Genomic DNA, 14,605 nt, shown 5'->3' on the forward strand with positions numbered 1-14,605 from the left:
GCAATAATGTGCAAGGTGCGCTATCTTTTTGTATGGGTGTTTGTGTGCGTAGGCATTGCTGCTAATCCTATTGCTACAAATTTTAATAAACTAGAGCAACTCCAAATTGTCCCCACACAAACCGATCAAAAAGGCGTGGCGGTTGATTTACTCTTTAGTAAACCTCTTAAACAAACCCCCAAAATTTCTCCTATGCAAGTGATCACCTTGCAAAACATGGATTCTTTTGCCCCTAGATTGGAGCACTTTAGCGCCTCTGTTCTTACAGAGCTAGCCATTTATCACCAAGATAACACCCTTTTTATCGTGCCAAAGAGTACTACTCTTTTCCATGTTAGAGCTAAGCTTTCCCAAGATAAGCGTTATTTGCGCCTAGAATTTGTCCCTCTTTTATCTGAACTTGCTAGCGTAGCGCAAAAATCTCAAGAACAAGTTGCCCCAGCCCCTAAAAATACCCCCCTTAAAGATTTTGAATGGGATTATTTATGGAAAGTAGGGATTGTGATTGGTGCTTTATTGGTGTTATTATGGATACTTAAACGCAAAAGTACCCAAAAATTTCTCTTCCCAAAAGTGGGTCTTGAACCAAGTGTAACCTTTATAAAACCTTTAGATGCCACCCATAAACTCGTTACCATTGAAGTCCGCAACCAGCTATATTTAATTTTGCTCAATTCTAACCAAAGCCTCATTTTGGATAAGATTACGCTAGATTTCCCTAAAAAAGACCCTACATTACTTAAAAAAGAAGCCCTTATGGAAGAAACAAAACAGCGTATTAGAGAATCTAAGTTGAAAAGTTCCTATGTCTAGGTCTGCTAGAGCACTAGACAGAGATTTTATAGATAGACGCTCTGATCGTAATTTCTATGTCTCTTTATTTATTTCATGCTTACTGCATTTATTCCTCTGGTGGTTAGTGCAGTATAGCCATCAATTTTTTCACCAACCTAAACTTGTTAAGCTCAACCCTAGCAATTTATTAGTGCTTAAACGGGGGCGATCTTTAGATCCTAGCAAGCACACACAAGGAGCGCTTAGACCCTCTAGGGCTGCTCCTAAACATAACCAAACCCCCCCAACCCCTCAGACTCCACCAAGACCCCCATCTCCTCCCTCTCCTCCTGTAGCACAGCCAAAACCTCAGCCTAGACCCAAGCCTAAAAGAGTGGTTGAGCGCAAAAGGCACAAAACCAGCCCGCATAAAAGTACGCGCGTGGCTACTAGAGAAAGCCATCATAAAGCTTTGCGCAGAGAGCAAAGAGAAGAGCCTAAAAAGACAACGCAGCAAAAGGCTGATGATTTTAACCCCAATAGCTTATCTTTTCTGCCCTCAGAGCAAAATTCAGCTACGCCACCCCCAACCCCTAGTGAGCGTAGTTATGAGAGCGATAAGGGCATGGATAGCCAAACCCGTAAAGATATTGATGAGCTTTATGGGGAGGAATTTGGGGATTTAGGGACGGCTGAGAAGGATTTTATTAAGAGTAATTTAAGTGAGATCGGACGCATCACCCAAAAATACCTAGAATACCCCAGTGCTGCCGGATATTTAGGACAAGACGGTGTAGATGCGGTGGAATTTTATCTCCACCCTAATGGCGATATTACCGGGCTTAAGATCATCGAACCCTCCGGTTACAAACTTTTAGATGATAATACGCTTAAAACTATCACCATTGCCTATAAAGACTACCCGCGCCCAAGTACCACAACTCTAATCCGTATCCGTGTGCGCTATTTTATTTATCGCTAATGGATAAAATCACCCTACAAGACCCACTAGATATGCACTTACACTTAAGAGAGGGTGCATTACTCAAAGCTATCTTACCCTTTAGCGCGCAAATCTTTAGTGCAGCGCTGATTATGCCTAATTTAACCACCCCTATTACTACCACTAAACAAGCTTTAGAGTACAAAGTAGAAATTGAGAGTCTAAGCGCGCATTTTAAGCCTCTAGTAGCCCTTTATTTACACCAAGGATTAAACCGCCAAGAATTAGAACAAGCCAAAGCCGCCGGGTTATTTTTACTCAAACTCTACCCTAAAAATGCCACCACTAACTCAGATCAAGGTATAAGCAATATTTTAAGCCCGCACATGCTTAAGATTTTAGAAATTGCCCAAAATCTAGGTTTTATTCTTTGTATCCATGCCGAAGATCATGGTTTTGTGCTAGATAGAGAATATAATTTCCACCCTATCTTAATTGCCCTAGCTGAAGAATTCCCGTATCTAAAAATTATCATAGAACATATAAGCGATGCGCGCAGTATCTCTCTTTTAGAACGCTACTCTAATTTATACGCAACCCTCACCCTGCATCATATCGCGCTTAATTTAGATCATCTAGCCGGAAGTGCGCTAAATCCCCATCTTTTTTGTAAACCTCTTTTAAAAACCCCTAAAGATCAACAGGCACTTTTAAATTTAGCCCTCAATGCACACCCCAAAATTGCCTTTGGTTCAGATAGCGCACCTCATCTAATCGCTTATAAACACACCCATGCCTGTAGTGCGGGTATTTTTAGTGCACCTATACTCTTAAACGCGCTATGCTCTCTTTTTGAAAAACACCAAGCCCTAGACAAACTCCAAAGCTTTATTAGCCAAAATGCCATGCGCATTTATGCGCTTAAAGATATTCCCCATAAAACCATCACTCTAATTAAAAAACCCCCAAGTCCGCCTAAACTTCCTGACGGGTTATATATGCCCCAGATTTTCCCCCTTAACTGGAGTGTAGATGCGATCTGTTCTCATCTACTCTAGCTTATTAACTCTGCTTTTTTTAGGCTTAGCTTTTAAAGCCCCCCATTACTTTTCTTTTAAAAAACCCCCAACACTCACACAAACCCCGCCCCTATTTACTCTAAAATCTCTACCCCCTCCGCCTGTAAAATCTGTGCATTCAGCCACCCTTAGCGCACTCTCTAAGGATTATTTATTAGCCGCTTACTTTGGGGGGAGTGCTGAGGGTCTAAGCGATGTTAAAATTTATGCCAATCTGTACTCTATTAAAACACAAACTTGGCAAAAGGCCTTTTCTTTACTCTCTGCACCAGAATTAAGCAAACTAGCTAATGCCTATGTGAAAGCATTGGGTAATCCGGTTTTATTCACACAGCATAAGCGCCTCTATTTGTTTGTAGTGGGTGTGAGCCTTGGAGGATGGGCTACCTCTAGGATTTATATGCTTGTCTCTAATTTAACCCCTCCCTTTCATTTTTCACTGCTACAAACCCTTCCTTTAAGCCCATTTCTTAATATTAGCTATTTAGTGCGCACCTCTGTTTTACCTACCACTGATGGGGGTTTTATTTTGCCTATTTACCATGAACTAGCCCATAAATTCCCCTTACTCCTCAAATTTGATGCACAAGATCATTTACAATTTCTAATCAAGCCTAACACGCTTAAACAACAATTACAGCCCACCCTAGCCCCCTATAAAACCTGTGCACTCATGGCATTGCGTAGCTATAAAACAGAGCAATTTTATACCCAAACCTGTAAAACCCCTTTGCAGTGGAATCCCCCCCGCTTAAGCAATTTACATAATTATGATAACTCTATTGTACTTTTTAATGCTAACCATACCCTCTATTTACTCTACAATGAACCTCTTAAAAATAGCAATAATCCCCGTAGCGCTCTTTATCTAGCTAAATTTAACCCAGATGGATACTTTAGACCCTTGAGAATTTTAGATAGCAGTTTAAAGGGTGAGGTGAGTTACCCGGCTGTTTTAAATTTTAATAACCAAATCCATGTGCTTTATACTAAAGAGCGTAAAACCATTATGCACCTTTCTTTTAATCTAGGTTATTTAAAACAACTTTAATGGGCGATTCTGCGCATCTATTTGCCTGTGCTTTGGCTATTTGTGTGTGGGTGTGTTCTAAAAGATATGCGCTAGTGAAAGCATTTTTAGTCTTTGTAGGTTTGCAACTTTCTATTAAAGGTTTAAGTCTTAGCATGCTTTGTGTGGGGCTTTTTGGACCTGTGAGCCTACTTAGTTTGGGATTATGCGCGCATGCACTAATAAATTACTATACCCATCAAGAAATTTTACCTTTAAAAGCGGCGTGGTTTTTAACCCTCTTTGGAGGTTTCATTTTTATAGACACTCTAGGTTTTTTACCCTTTAGTCTGATCTATGCTCCTTATAAGATCGCACTAACTAGCCTATGTCTGTTCTCTTTATGCGCATTTATCATCTACAAACCTCTAGGCATGCTCTTTTTAGGTGTATTAGCCTTATTACTCCTAGATCGCCTATCCTCTTTACATTTTCCTATACTCTATGTAGCCTTTATGGATATTTATTTGTGGATCATAGCTTTAGTAAGGGTATTAGTAGCCTTTATTAAGTGATTGGCTAAAATTTTGCATGATAAAAAACTTAAAACTAATGGCTTTTTCTGTTTAGAATAAATCCAGCGCTCTAGTAACTAGAATACAAAGCCTTAAGAATGTAGCCATTATAGTACACTTAAAGGCATGTTTTACTAATAAAAATAGACAATTAAAAGTCTTAGGTTGCATTTAACCCCTAAAAAGGGTCTTATCAAAGTTTGATTATTGGTTTTACTTTTATAAAGCCCTAGCTAAAGCTAGCCGCCTAAACACATCAAAGAACTACCCCCGCATAAACGCCCTTAGTCTCTCTAGCCCTTCTTTGATCTGTTCTAAAGAGCAGGCATAAGACATGCGCACAAACCCTTCCATGCCAAAGGCACTACCCGGTACAAGTGCTACCCCTTGTTCTTCTAAAAGTTGCTGGCAAAAGAGTGCTGAATCCCCGGGGATTTTAATCCATAAATAAAAAGCCCCCTGTGGTTTGATTGTGCTTAAGCCCGGAATGGAGCGCAGAGTTTCAAAGGCCACATCGCGCCTCTCTTTAAAAGCTAAGCGCATGATCTCTATATCTGCCTGTGCACACCCACTAAGAGCGGCTAGAGCAGCCCTTTGGGTAATGGAGTTAATATTAGAAGTGCTATGGCTTTGCAAAGCTGTCATGTGTTTAAGTAGGGTTTTATCTTTTGTGCCCAAATATCCCACGCGCCAACCTGTCATGCTAAAGGCCTTGCTTAAGCCGTTGATACTAATAGTGCGATCTAGCATGTTAGGCAAAGCCCCAAAAGAATAAAATGTCCCCTCATAAACTAGTTTTTCATAAATTTCATCGCTGAGCACCCAAACATTAGTTTTTTCTAAGACACTAGCTAAAGCCTGCAATTGCTCTTTGCTATAGATCATACCGGTAGGATTAGAGGGGCTAGAGAGAATGAGCATTTTAGTTTTGGGTGTAAGGGTGGTTTTGAGTTGCTCGGGGGTGATCTTAAAACTACTTTCTAAGCTAGTGGATAAAAACACACTTTTACCCCCGCTATAATTCACAATCTCAGGATAGCTCACCCAGTAGGGCGCAGGAATGATCACCTCATCACCCGGGTTTAAAAGAGCTTGGATAGCATTAAACAAACATTGTTTAGCCCCATTGCTTACCATCACCTCATCGGGTGCATACTCAAGGCTATTTTCTTGGTTAAATTTATGCGAAATGGCTTTGAGTAACTCAGGAATGCCCTTAACAGCGGTGTATTTACTAAAGCCTTGCTCAATAGCCTTAATGGCGGCCTCTTTAATAGAGCTAGGCGTATCAAAATCAGGTTCTCCAGCGCTAAAGCTCAAAACATCTTTACCCTGTGCCTTGAGTTCTTGGGCTAGGGTACTAATAGCAATAGTTTTAGAGGGGGCGAGGTTTTCTACTTTAGAAGCATACATTTTAATTCTCCTTTTGGTTTTCTAAATATTTGGTGTGGATTTGGTTACGCCTAAAATCCGGGTTTTCTAACATAGAGAGGTGAAAATCTCTAGTGGTTTTAATCCCCTCTACAAGAAACTCTTTAAGCGCGCGTTTCATTTTAATAATAGCTTGATCCCTATTTGGCGCGTGTACGATGAGTTTACCTATCATGGAATCATAATAGGGCGGGACGACATAGCCGGCATAAGCATGCGTATCAAAGCGCACCCCCATTCCTCCGGGGGAGATCCACGCATTAATTTTACCCGCACTAGGTGTAAAGGTCTTAGGATCTTCAGCTGTAATGCGACACTCAATAGCATGCCCTCTGCATTTAATGCTCTCTTGAGAGGGGAGTTTTTCACCCTGTGCAATTTTAATCATCCACTCTACTAAATCTAAACCACTCACCATTTCACTTACCGTATGTTCTACCTGCAAACGGGTATTCATCTCCATAAAATAAAAATCCACCCCATTAGCATCTAATAAAAACTCAAAAGTCCCCGCTCCCACATAGCCAATATGTTTAGCCGCTTTAATAGCCGTGGCGAGTAATTTTTCTCTCACCCCCTCTTTAAGCGCCAAAGCAGGGGTTTCCTCAATGAGCTTTTGTTGTCTTCTTTGCGTGGAACAATCTCGCTCACCAACATGAATCACATTGCCATGTTTGTCGGCTAAAATTTGTACTTCAATGTGTTTAGGATTTTGGATAAATTTTTCAATGTATACACTCCCATCTCCAAAGGCACTTAAAGCCTCTGTTTCAGCGGCTAGATAAAGATTTTTAAGTAAGGCTGGATCACTCACCACACGCATTCCTCTACCCCCGCCCCCATTAGCTGCTTTAATAATAATAGGAAAACCGATACGCTGTGCCACCTCTAAAGCCTGATCATAACTTTTTAAAATGCCCTCAGAACCCTCAACCACAGGCACGCCCACCTCTTGCATGCAAGTTTTAGCTTTAGATTTATCCCCCATTAGCGCCATCACCTGCGCACTAGGGCCAATAAACTCTAAGCCATGATGAGAACAAATTTCTACAAAATTCTGGTTTTCACTTAAAAACCCATAGCCCGGAAAAATCGCATCTGCTTCAAAGAGTTCAGCAGCGCTAATAATAGCCGGGATATTTAAATAACTTTGTGCCGATTTAGGCCCCCCGATACAAACCTTAGCATCAGCCACATTAAGATAATGGGCGTCTTTATCCGCACTAGAATAAATCGCGATGGATTGTTTGCCCATTTGTGCGATAGTCTGGATAGCCCTTAGTGCGATCTCCCCTCTATTGGCTATGAGGATTCGTTCTATGTTTTTGCCTACCATTTTAAAGCTTTTCAATTTTAACAAGCTGGGTGCCATATTCTACGGCTGTCGCGTCTTCTACCTCAATAGAAAGAATTTTACAATCACATTCTGCTTCAATTTCATTCATGATTTTCATCGCCTCTACAATGCCAATAATTTGCCCCTTTTTAATGCTATCGCCTACTTGTACATAAGGGCTAGCATTAGGGGAGGGGCGGTGATAAAAGGTGCCCACCATAGGCGAGAGAATGTAATCTTCTTTGCTGTTTTCTTTGCTACTACTGCTCACACTTGCTGCCCCTGCTACGCTATTTAAAGAACAAGCGCTAGCGGTGGGGGTTTGGATAGGTAAATGTTCAGAAACAACCACCCCCTTTTTAGTAGAAACTTTATTTAACACGAGTTCTACATTTTCCATTTTGAGTTTGAAATAGCTAATATTACTTTGATCAAAAGCAACCATTAGTCCTTGTATGTCGGTTGGATTCATAGTAATCCTTAAAAATTAAAGTTTGGAATTTGGATTATGATAACATGTTTGTTCCTTTGTGCCAATATTAATTTTAAATTAGTAGAATGCCACACTATCTTAATCCATGAAGGAGTTCTTAAAATGGCAACTAGAAAAGAGCATGATTTTATCGGCGAGATGGAGATTGAAGACGATCTGTACTATGGAATCCAGACAATGCGTGCGGTGGAAAATTTTAACATCACCCATGATAGGCTGTTTAACTACCCTGTTTTTATCCGTTCTTATGCTCAAGTAAAAAAGGCTGCGGCTTTGGCCAATGCTGAACTCGGGCTTGTAGATATTAAAATTTCTGATGCCATTTGTAAGGCCTGCGATCGCGTCATTCAAGGAGAGCACCACGATCAATTTGTAGTGGATATGATTCAAGGCGGAGCGGGCACAAGTACAAATATGAATGTTAATGAAGTGATCACTAATTTAGCCTTAGAAATTTTAGGGCATAAAAAGGGCGAGTACCAATACTGCCACCCTAATGATCATGTTAATCGCTCCCAATCTACTAATGATACCTACCCCTCAGCCCTTAAAATTGCAATTTATGAACGGCTTGATAAACTCGTGCAAACTCTTAAAGTCCTCAAAGACGCCTTTGATAAAAAAAGCAAAGAATTTGCCCATATTTTGAAAATGGGGCGTACACAACTTCAAGATGCCGTGCCCATGACCTTAGGCCAAGAGTTTGAAACCTTTGTTTCTATGGTAGAAAAAGACATACAGCACCTTTTAGATGCGCGCAATTGGACGCGGGTACTTAATCTTGGAGGAACCGCCATTGGTACAGGCATTAACTCCCACCCAGATTATAAACGCATCGTAGAGAAAAAAATCCAAGAAGTTACAGGTAGACCTTTTACCATTGCTCACGATCTAATTGAGGCTAGCCAAAGCACGGGGGCTTATGTACAAGTAAGCGGGGCGCTTAAACGGGTTTCTGTTAAGCTCTCTAAAATTTGTAACGATCTAAGACTTTTAAGTTCAGGGCCTCGCGCTGGGCTTAATGAAATTAATTTACCCAGAATGCAACCGGGTAGTTCTATTATGCCCGGTAAGGTAAACCCAGTTATCCCAGAAGTGGTTAATCAAGTTTGCTTTTCAGTGATTGGCAACGATCTTTCTATCACAATGGCAGCTGAAGGCGGGCAACTCCAATTAAATGTCTTTGAACCCGTTATTGCTTACAAACTCTTCCATTCTTTCTTAATACTTGATCGCGCGATTCGCACTTTGGTAGATAAGTGTATTTTGGGCATTACTGCTAATGAAAAAGTCTGCCATGATTATGTGTTTAATAGCATTGGCATTGTTACAGCTCTTAATCCCCACATTGGGTATGAAAAATCCGCCTCTATTGCTAAAGAAGCTCTTGAAACCGGTAAAGCTGTACATGAAATTGTCTTAGAACGCAAACTTTTAACACAAGAACAACTTGATGAAATCTTCCAACCAGCTAACATGGTAAGCCCCCATGTCTTTAAAAAGCATAAGGATTAATTATCTTAGCGGAATTATAGCTCTAGCTATTCTTAGCTCTTTAGCTCACGCTAAAGCGCGCCCCCGCTTGCTCTCCCCTTTGCCACCTGCTAGGCAGGTTGTGGTGGCTTTAAAGCCATGCAGTGCAGATTGTTTAAAAGAACTCTATGAGAAAGGGCAGGTTTTTTCTTTTCTAGCGCGCTATTCTGCAGAGATTAAAGATCACCAATTACAAGATAATTATACTATTATCAATGACTGGCTTAATCCCAAACTAGCCACTAACCAACAAGAAGCACAAAATCAAGAAGAGCCTTATAAAGTTGCTCTTTTAGTGCCCAAGAAAGTTATCGGGAGTTATTCTGATCTTTCTACTAATGCCATTTTGGCTTATTTGGCACTTAAAAACCATGATTTTACCTTTAAGGTCTTTGATAGCCAACAAGAAGATCCGGATAATCTCAAACAGACTTATCAAAGCATCATACAAGAAGGTTTTCCCTTTGTGATCGCTCTTTTAACCCAAGAAGGGGTGCAAAACCTAGTGGCTAAAACGCCTCTAACTTTGCCTACCATTATCCCTACAGTTAACAAACACCAATTAGAAAAGCGCATGGATTTGCCCTCTATGCTCATCTTTGGCGGGATTGATTTTCCTTCTCAAGTGGACATGCTCTTAGAATTAAGCCAGCACAAGCCCTTAGTGGTTTATGATGATGATAGCTTTAGGGGGACTATGCTTAGCAAGAGTTTAAAAGATTTAGGGGCTGATATTTTATATGAGGATACCATCACTTTTAAAAAGGCTAGTACCTTTGGGCGCGAATTAGTACACCAGCGTAAATATTTCAAAGACGCCGTTGTATTCTTTAATACCTCTATTGTTAAAACCGGGCTTTTACTCTCCCAAATTGGCATGTTAACTAGTAGAGATCGGCCTTTAATGTATCTCTCCTCTCAGATTAATTTTAATCTCTCCATGTTCATGCTCACCCAGCCTAAAGATCGCAAACATCTTTATATCACAAGTGCTATTAGCAAAACAAGCCCTTATTTAAGCCAAACAGCTACCCTTTTGAATGCTGATTTAGAATACGACTGGGTGAGTTATGCCAGTGTTGATTCTTTAGAACAAATGCTGTTGCGTTTAAACCCTAATTTAGAGCGTTATTTTAAAGAACCTATGCAGAATCAACAGATCATCTATACAAATACGATCTACACACCTAAATACTTGGGTTTTAGCCGCCTAATCCCCCCAACTCATTAAAGACCATGCAAGTATATTTAAAACACGCCACCCCGCTAAGTTGTTGCTATGAAGCTATCCGCACCTGTTATCAAAGTTTTGCTTACAGCGATGGAGGCGGGCGCAAGGATTTAGAGCTTATTGATCGCGTGGCTAATAAATACCGCCATAATTCCACCCTTGAACATCTCTTTTATAATTTTGATATACAAGGCATTAGCCGTGCTTGCTTACAAGAGCTCGCCCGCCACCGCATGGCTAGTTTTTCGGTTAAATCCAGCCGCTACACCCTTAAAGAACTCAAAGATGAGGTCAGTTTTTTACCCCCAGAGCAAAATTTAGAACGGGCTCAAAAATTCTTAGTTTTTACAGGGGTAGAGGCGGTAGATTTAGCCAGTATTCAGGCTTTAGAAAATTTGCGCCTTTTACTTACCCAGCATATTAAAAACGATCATGCTAAATTTGCCATGCCAGAGAGTTATAAAACTAGCCTAGCCTTTAGTATCAACGCTAGAAGTTTACAAAATTTTTTAAGCCTGCGCACCGATACTAAGGCCCTTTGGGAGATTCGCAAGCTTGCCTTTAAACTTTATGAAGCTTTGCCTGAAGATCACCGCTATCTCTTCACCCACTGCATTAAAGCATGAAAACCCTGCATTTAGTAGATACCTTTGGGTTGCTCTTTAAGTTTTACTATCCTTTGCGTGATTTACAAACCTCAAAAGGCATCAACACAGCATGGTTAAGTGCCTTTGCTAAACTTATCCACCAACTTTATACTTTTAAGGCAGATAGACTCATTTTTGCTTTAGAAAGTAAAAGTAATTATAGAAAAACTCTTGATCCGTCCTATAAGGCCAATCGCATCGCCCCGCCTCATCTTAGCGTGCAATTACCTATTATCTTAGAGTGGATAGAACAAATGGGTTTGTGTGCTTTGAGTGTAGAGGGGTATGAAAGCGATGATGTGATTGCTAGTCTTTGTTATGCTTTTAAAGATCATTTTGTACGGATTATAAGTTTTGATAAGGATTTTTACCAACTAGTAGATTCTCAAGTGGTGCTTTGTGATTTAAGTAGCCATAAAGAAAGCGGCGTACAAGAGTGCATGCAAAAATATGGCATTAAACCCTGCCAGTTTAGAGATTATCAGGGTTTAGTGGGGGATAGTAGCGATGGGTATAAAGGGGTGGAGGGCATAGGCCCTAAAAATGCTAGCAAACTTTTAGATAAGCATGCTAACCTTGAAGATCTCTATGCCAATTTAGATAATCTTAAACTTTCACCTAAACTAATAGAGGCACTCAGAAGAGATCACAACCAAGCCTTTTTAAGCCGTGATCTAGCCACTCTTAAAACCTCGCTTTTTATGAATCAAGATTTAAGCACAAAGGGGCTTTTCCCTGAAAGCCATCCGCTTTTAAAGATAAAAGCAGAGCTAGAGCGCTATGAAATGTTTGCTTTACTCAAACAAATAAGTCCCAAAGTCAAACCTTTAGCCCCACAAAAAATAACCCTTTGCCCCCCACAAGAAGCTTTAGAAAAAATTAGCAGCGCTCAGGGGAGTGTGATTCAGATTTTAGAGCTTAAAGAGGGGCTTAGCCTAGCTGTACTCTTAAATAATCAAGAGGGGGAATTTTTTTGCATTTCTTTAAATCAAGAGAGTAAAGAATGTTTGCACCTATTAAGCCAGCATAAACTCATTGCCTACAACCTTAAAGAAGTCTGGAGTTTGCTTAAGGGTTATGATTTGCCCTTTCCAAGTTGCTATGAAGATATTGGGATTTTAGCTTGGCTAGAAAATTGCTATTTAGAACCTTCTTTGCACGCCTTAGGGCAGTATTTAGGAGAGCAGGGTTATGATTTAGCCGGTTTAGAGGATACAGAAGCGCGTTTTAAAGCCTCTATCAATGCCCGCTTAATCTTAAAAGCCTACAAACATTACAAAGAGGTTTTAAGCCAAGAATTATGGGACATAGCCCACAAACTTGAATACCCGCTTTTAGAACTTCTTTATACAATGCAAGGGCATGGCTTTTTGCTAGATATTGCCTATTTTAAGGCTTTGCAACAAGAATTTAAAGAGAATTTAGAAAATTTAGAACAAAGCATGCAAAACATGCTTTCTATGCCAATTAATGTCAATTCCTCTAGGCAATGGGCGCAAGTGCTTTATGAGCATTTAGGGCTTGAAAGCAAGGGGATTAAAAAAGGTAAAATAGGGCTTTCTACCAACGAGGCAAGTTTAAAATCTTTACAGGCAATCTATGCCCAATCAGAAGTACGGGGGGTTTGTGTGGGTGCATTGCTAGCTAAACTTTTGCATTATCGCGAAATATTTAAACTCCAATCCACCTACATAGAACCCTTTTTAAAACGCCATATTCAGGGAAAAATCCACACCACCTTTTATCAAAACAAAACCGCCTCTTCAAGGTTAAGTTCTGCTAACCCTAATTTGCAAAATATCCCCATACGCCATGATTTAGGTAGAAAAATAGCTAAGGGCTTTATTGCCTCTGCTGGCTGTGTTTTAATTGGGGTGGATTATTCTCAGATTGAATTAAGGCTTTTAGCACATTTTAGTCAAGATCAAGCACTCTTAAAAGCCTTTGAGGAAAAACAAGATATTCACCTTAACACCGCCACCGCCCTTTTTGGTAATCAGGCTCAAGCTAAACGCCCTATTGCAAAGGCAATTAATTTTGGTTTGATTTATGGCATGGGGGCTAGAAAATTAGCCCAAACCCTGCAAATTAGCCAAGAGGAGGCTAAAGCTTACATGGAGCGTTATTTTAACAAATTCCCCACGATTAAAAATTTTTTAGAGGAACTGAAAGCGCGTATTTTACAAGAAGGGCAGGTTAGCACACTGCTAGGGCATGTGCGCCGTTTTTCTTTTAAAGAGGCTAGTTCAAAGTTACATGCTGATTATCTACGCGAGGGGGTTAATACCCTTTTTCAGGGAAGTGCTAGCGATTTAGTTAAATTAGCTATGTTAGCAATTTATCAAAAATATAAAAGTCGCACAGATATTAAAATGCTAGTACAAGTACATGACGAGCTGATTTTAGAGGTAAAGCAGATAGAGGCTAAAGAGTTGCAACAAGAAATTAAAACCCTTATGGAGAACATCTACCCCTTACGCGTGCCATTAGAATGCCATGCTAGCATAGCTAGTAACTGGGCAGATTTAAAGGTTTAGCTGGTATTAGGGGGTTAATTCCTAGAAAACTTTGCCTGCTAGAAATAAAAGAGTACAAGGTCTTAAAAACGCCTGCTAAGAGTTTAAAGTTTAGATTGTAGGTTGCCTTTTGTAGCAAAAATGTAGTGTGTAAGTTTTTTATCGGTGATTAAGGAGCGGATTATTTATAATACTAGCTTTTCTAGTGTGTAGAATTCTCTATATTTGTAATATACCGCTAATACCACTAAGCTTTTATTACTCTTATTTTTGAGTTATCTATATTTAATAACGCGCTTCTTTTATGGAGGTGTGTTTTACTTTGTAAGGTGTTTTTTATAGCTACAGGGGGCTACTTGCAAGGACTAAGGGTGAGGGGCGCTCTTAACTTTAGGGGGGTTAATAGCCCCTGCTTTGGCTAGAGAATGTCTTAGCTTTAAAAGTTTTAGCGAGTGTATTTACTTTCTTGCGATAGAATGCAGAGGATCTAAAAGAATTAAAGAAGTATTTAGTGAAAAAGCCACATAAAACCGATATACATTCTACACGAGTAGAAGGATTACCCGAATTTACAGGTCATGAATTCACCACAGAATCTTATCGTTATTATTTAAAAGAAACAATCAAACGCATATATCCCCAAGCCGCCTCAAATCTTCCGCTAAACCATCCAGCAGTTCTAGACTTCGTTAATAAAACGCAATATCCAGAAGTAAGAAAAATGTTAAAAGAAATAGCCAAAAGAGATAAGGACATTTTAGAATTTTTACGCGATATGACAGCCATACATGGAACGCTTGAAAGACACTACCCTAAAACCTATGCAATTGTCCTAAACATCTTGACATCTCAAGATGAATAAAAAGATGTTCACCAAACCACGCAATTATTTTAGCCCTGTTTTTGGTATGTTAAGTGTTTTATATAAAACACCTCCCCGCATTTTTCACAAACATATCTTTTAAACGGGTAAATTCTAATGGGTCTAAGTTCTTTTGGGCAAAGTCTAGGGCTTCAGATAAACTAGTTTGGTTATTG

13 protein-coding genes are annotated in these 14,605 nt (G+C 39.9%); 10 read left to right on the forward strand and 3 right to left on the reverse strand.

All coding sequences use genetic code 11. The annotated features are described in order from the left end of the window. Window positions 1–6: 6 nt before the first annotated feature. Genes G6Q00_RS05180 through G6Q00_RS05200 form a run of 5 tightly spaced genes read left to right on the forward strand, consistent with a single transcriptional unit; the run spans window position 7 to window position 4,380 of the window. Window positions 7–813, forward strand: a complete 807-nt coding sequence (locus tag G6Q00_RS05180) for a hypothetical protein (protein ID WP_240331001.1) — start codon at window positions 7–9, stop codon at window positions 811–813. Continuing rightward, the gene (locus G6Q00_RS05185; protein WP_163532296.1) at window positions 806–1,756 is read left to right on the forward strand and encodes an energy transducer TonB; all 951 of its coding nucleotides are present in this window, start codon (window positions 806–808) and stop codon (window positions 1,754–1,756) included. Before G6Q00_RS05180 ends, G6Q00_RS05185 begins: the two co-directional genes overlap by 8 nt. After that, window positions 1,756–2,775 (forward strand): dihydroorotase, encoded by a 1,020-nt coding sequence (gene pyrC, locus G6Q00_RS05190; RefSeq protein ID WP_163532297.1) that lies wholly within the window; start codon window positions 1,756–1,758, stop codon window positions 2,773–2,775. The genes G6Q00_RS05185 and pyrC overlap by 1 nt, the downstream gene beginning before the upstream one ends. After that, the gene (locus G6Q00_RS05195) at window positions 2,750–3,847 is read left to right on the forward strand and encodes an exo-alpha-sialidase (protein ID WP_163532298.1); all 1,098 of its coding nucleotides are present in this window, start codon (window positions 2,750–2,752) and stop codon (window positions 3,845–3,847) included. The genes pyrC and G6Q00_RS05195 overlap by 26 nt, the downstream gene beginning before the upstream one ends. Beyond that, window positions 3,847–4,380, forward strand: coding sequence for a hypothetical protein (locus G6Q00_RS05200; protein WP_163532299.1), 534 nt, complete (start codon window positions 3,847–3,849; stop codon window positions 4,378–4,380). Before G6Q00_RS05195 ends, G6Q00_RS05200 begins: the two co-directional genes overlap by 1 nt. Window positions 4,381–4,644: 264 nt before the next feature. Here G6Q00_RS05200 and G6Q00_RS05205 read toward each other — a convergent pair whose 3' ends face one another. From G6Q00_RS05205 to accB, 3 genes are read right to left on the reverse strand one after another with little or no spacing between them, the layout of a single operon-like run. Next, on the reverse strand, window positions 4,645–5,793 hold the full coding sequence (locus G6Q00_RS05205; protein ID WP_163532300.1) for a pyridoxal phosphate-dependent aminotransferase: 1,149 nt from the start codon (window positions 5,791–5,793) through the stop codon (window positions 4,645–4,647). 1 nt (window position 5,794) lies between these two features. Then, the gene (locus tag G6Q00_RS05210; protein ID WP_163532301.1) at window positions 5,795–7,147 is read right to left on the reverse strand and encodes an acetyl-CoA carboxylase biotin carboxylase subunit; all 1,353 of its coding nucleotides are present in this window, start codon (window positions 7,145–7,147) and stop codon (window positions 5,795–5,797) included. A gap of 1 nt (window position 7,148) precedes the next feature. Next, window positions 7,149–7,619, reverse strand: a complete 471-nt coding sequence (gene accB / locus G6Q00_RS05215; protein ID WP_163532302.1) for an acetyl-CoA carboxylase biotin carboxyl carrier protein — start codon at window positions 7,617–7,619, stop codon at window positions 7,149–7,151. 123 nt (window positions 7,620–7,742) lie between these two features. Here accB and aspA point away from each other — a divergent pair, with 123 nt between their 5' ends. From aspA to G6Q00_RS05240, 5 genes are all read left to right on the forward strand, one after another. Continuing rightward, the gene (aspA, locus tag G6Q00_RS05220; RefSeq protein ID WP_163532303.1) at window positions 7,743–9,155 is read left to right on the forward strand and encodes an aspartate ammonia-lyase; all 1,413 of its coding nucleotides are present in this window, start codon (window positions 7,743–7,745) and stop codon (window positions 9,153–9,155) included. After that, on the forward strand, window positions 9,130–10,404 hold the full coding sequence (locus tag G6Q00_RS05225) for a transposase (protein WP_240331002.1): 1,275 nt from the start codon (window positions 9,130–9,132) through the stop codon (window positions 10,402–10,404). The genes aspA and G6Q00_RS05225 overlap by 26 nt, the downstream gene beginning before the upstream one ends. Window positions 10,405–10,409: 5 nt before the next feature. Further along, window positions 10,410–11,030, forward strand: a complete 621-nt coding sequence (gene thyX / locus G6Q00_RS05230; protein WP_163532304.1) for an FAD-dependent thymidylate synthase — start codon at window positions 10,410–10,412, stop codon at window positions 11,028–11,030. Next, a complete protein-coding gene (polA, locus tag G6Q00_RS05235) occupies window positions 11,027–13,588 on the forward strand; it encodes a DNA polymerase I (RefSeq protein ID WP_163532305.1) in 2,562 nt (853 codons plus the stop codon). Before thyX ends, polA begins: the two co-directional genes overlap by 4 nt. Window positions 13,589–14,078: 490 nt before the next feature. After that, entirely contained in the window at window positions 14,079–14,429 is a 351-nt protein-coding gene (locus tag G6Q00_RS05240) for a hypothetical protein (protein ID WP_163532306.1), read from the forward strand. The last annotated feature ends 176 nt before the right edge of the window (window positions 14,430–14,605 follow it).

The organism is Helicobacter suis (assembly GCF_902196125.1).
In the GTDB taxonomy this organism is placed as follows: domain Bacteria; phylum Campylobacterota; class Campylobacteria; order Campylobacterales; family Helicobacteraceae; genus Helicobacter; species Helicobacter suis_B.

Excerpts from the sequence above, each read along its gene's own strand:
- G6Q00_RS05205 (WP_163532300.1), bottom strand. The coding sequence starts at position 5,793 with ATGTATGCTTCTAAAGTAGAAAACCTCGCCCCCTCTAAAACTATTGCT.
- thyX (WP_163532304.1), top strand. The coding sequence starts at position 10,410 with ATGCAAGTATATTTAAAACACGCCACCCCGCTAAGTTGTTGCTATGAA.
- aspA (WP_163532303.1), top strand. The coding sequence starts at position 7,743 with ATGGCAACTAGAAAAGAGCATGATTTTATCGGCGAGATGGAGATTGAA.
- G6Q00_RS05200 (WP_163532299.1), top strand. The coding sequence starts at position 3,847 with ATGGGCGATTCTGCGCATCTATTTGCCTGTGCTTTGGCTATTTGTGTG.
- G6Q00_RS05210 (WP_163532301.1), bottom strand. The coding sequence starts at position 7,147 with ATGGTAGGCAAAAACATAGAACGAATCCTCATAGCCAATAGAGGGGAG.
- G6Q00_RS05195 (WP_163532298.1), top strand. The coding sequence starts at position 2,750 with ATGCGATCTGTTCTCATCTACTCTAGCTTATTAACTCTGCTTTTTTTA.
- G6Q00_RS05185 (WP_163532296.1), top strand. The coding sequence starts at position 806 with ATGTCTAGGTCTGCTAGAGCACTAGACAGAGATTTTATAGATAGACGC.
- G6Q00_RS05180 (WP_240331001.1), top strand. The coding sequence starts at position 7 with ATGTGCAAGGTGCGCTATCTTTTTGTATGGGTGTTTGTGTGCGTAGGC.
- G6Q00_RS05225 (WP_240331002.1), top strand. The coding sequence starts at position 9,130 with ATGTCTTTAAAAAGCATAAGGATTAATTATCTTAGCGGAATTATAGCT.
- pyrC (WP_163532297.1), top strand. The coding sequence starts at position 1,756 with ATGGATAAAATCACCCTACAAGACCCACTAGATATGCACTTACACTTA.
- polA (WP_163532305.1), top strand. The coding sequence starts at position 11,027 with ATGAAAACCCTGCATTTAGTAGATACCTTTGGGTTGCTCTTTAAGTTT.
- accB (WP_163532302.1), bottom strand. The coding sequence starts at position 7,619 with ATGAATCCAACCGACATACAAGGACTAATGGTTGCTTTTGATCAAAGT.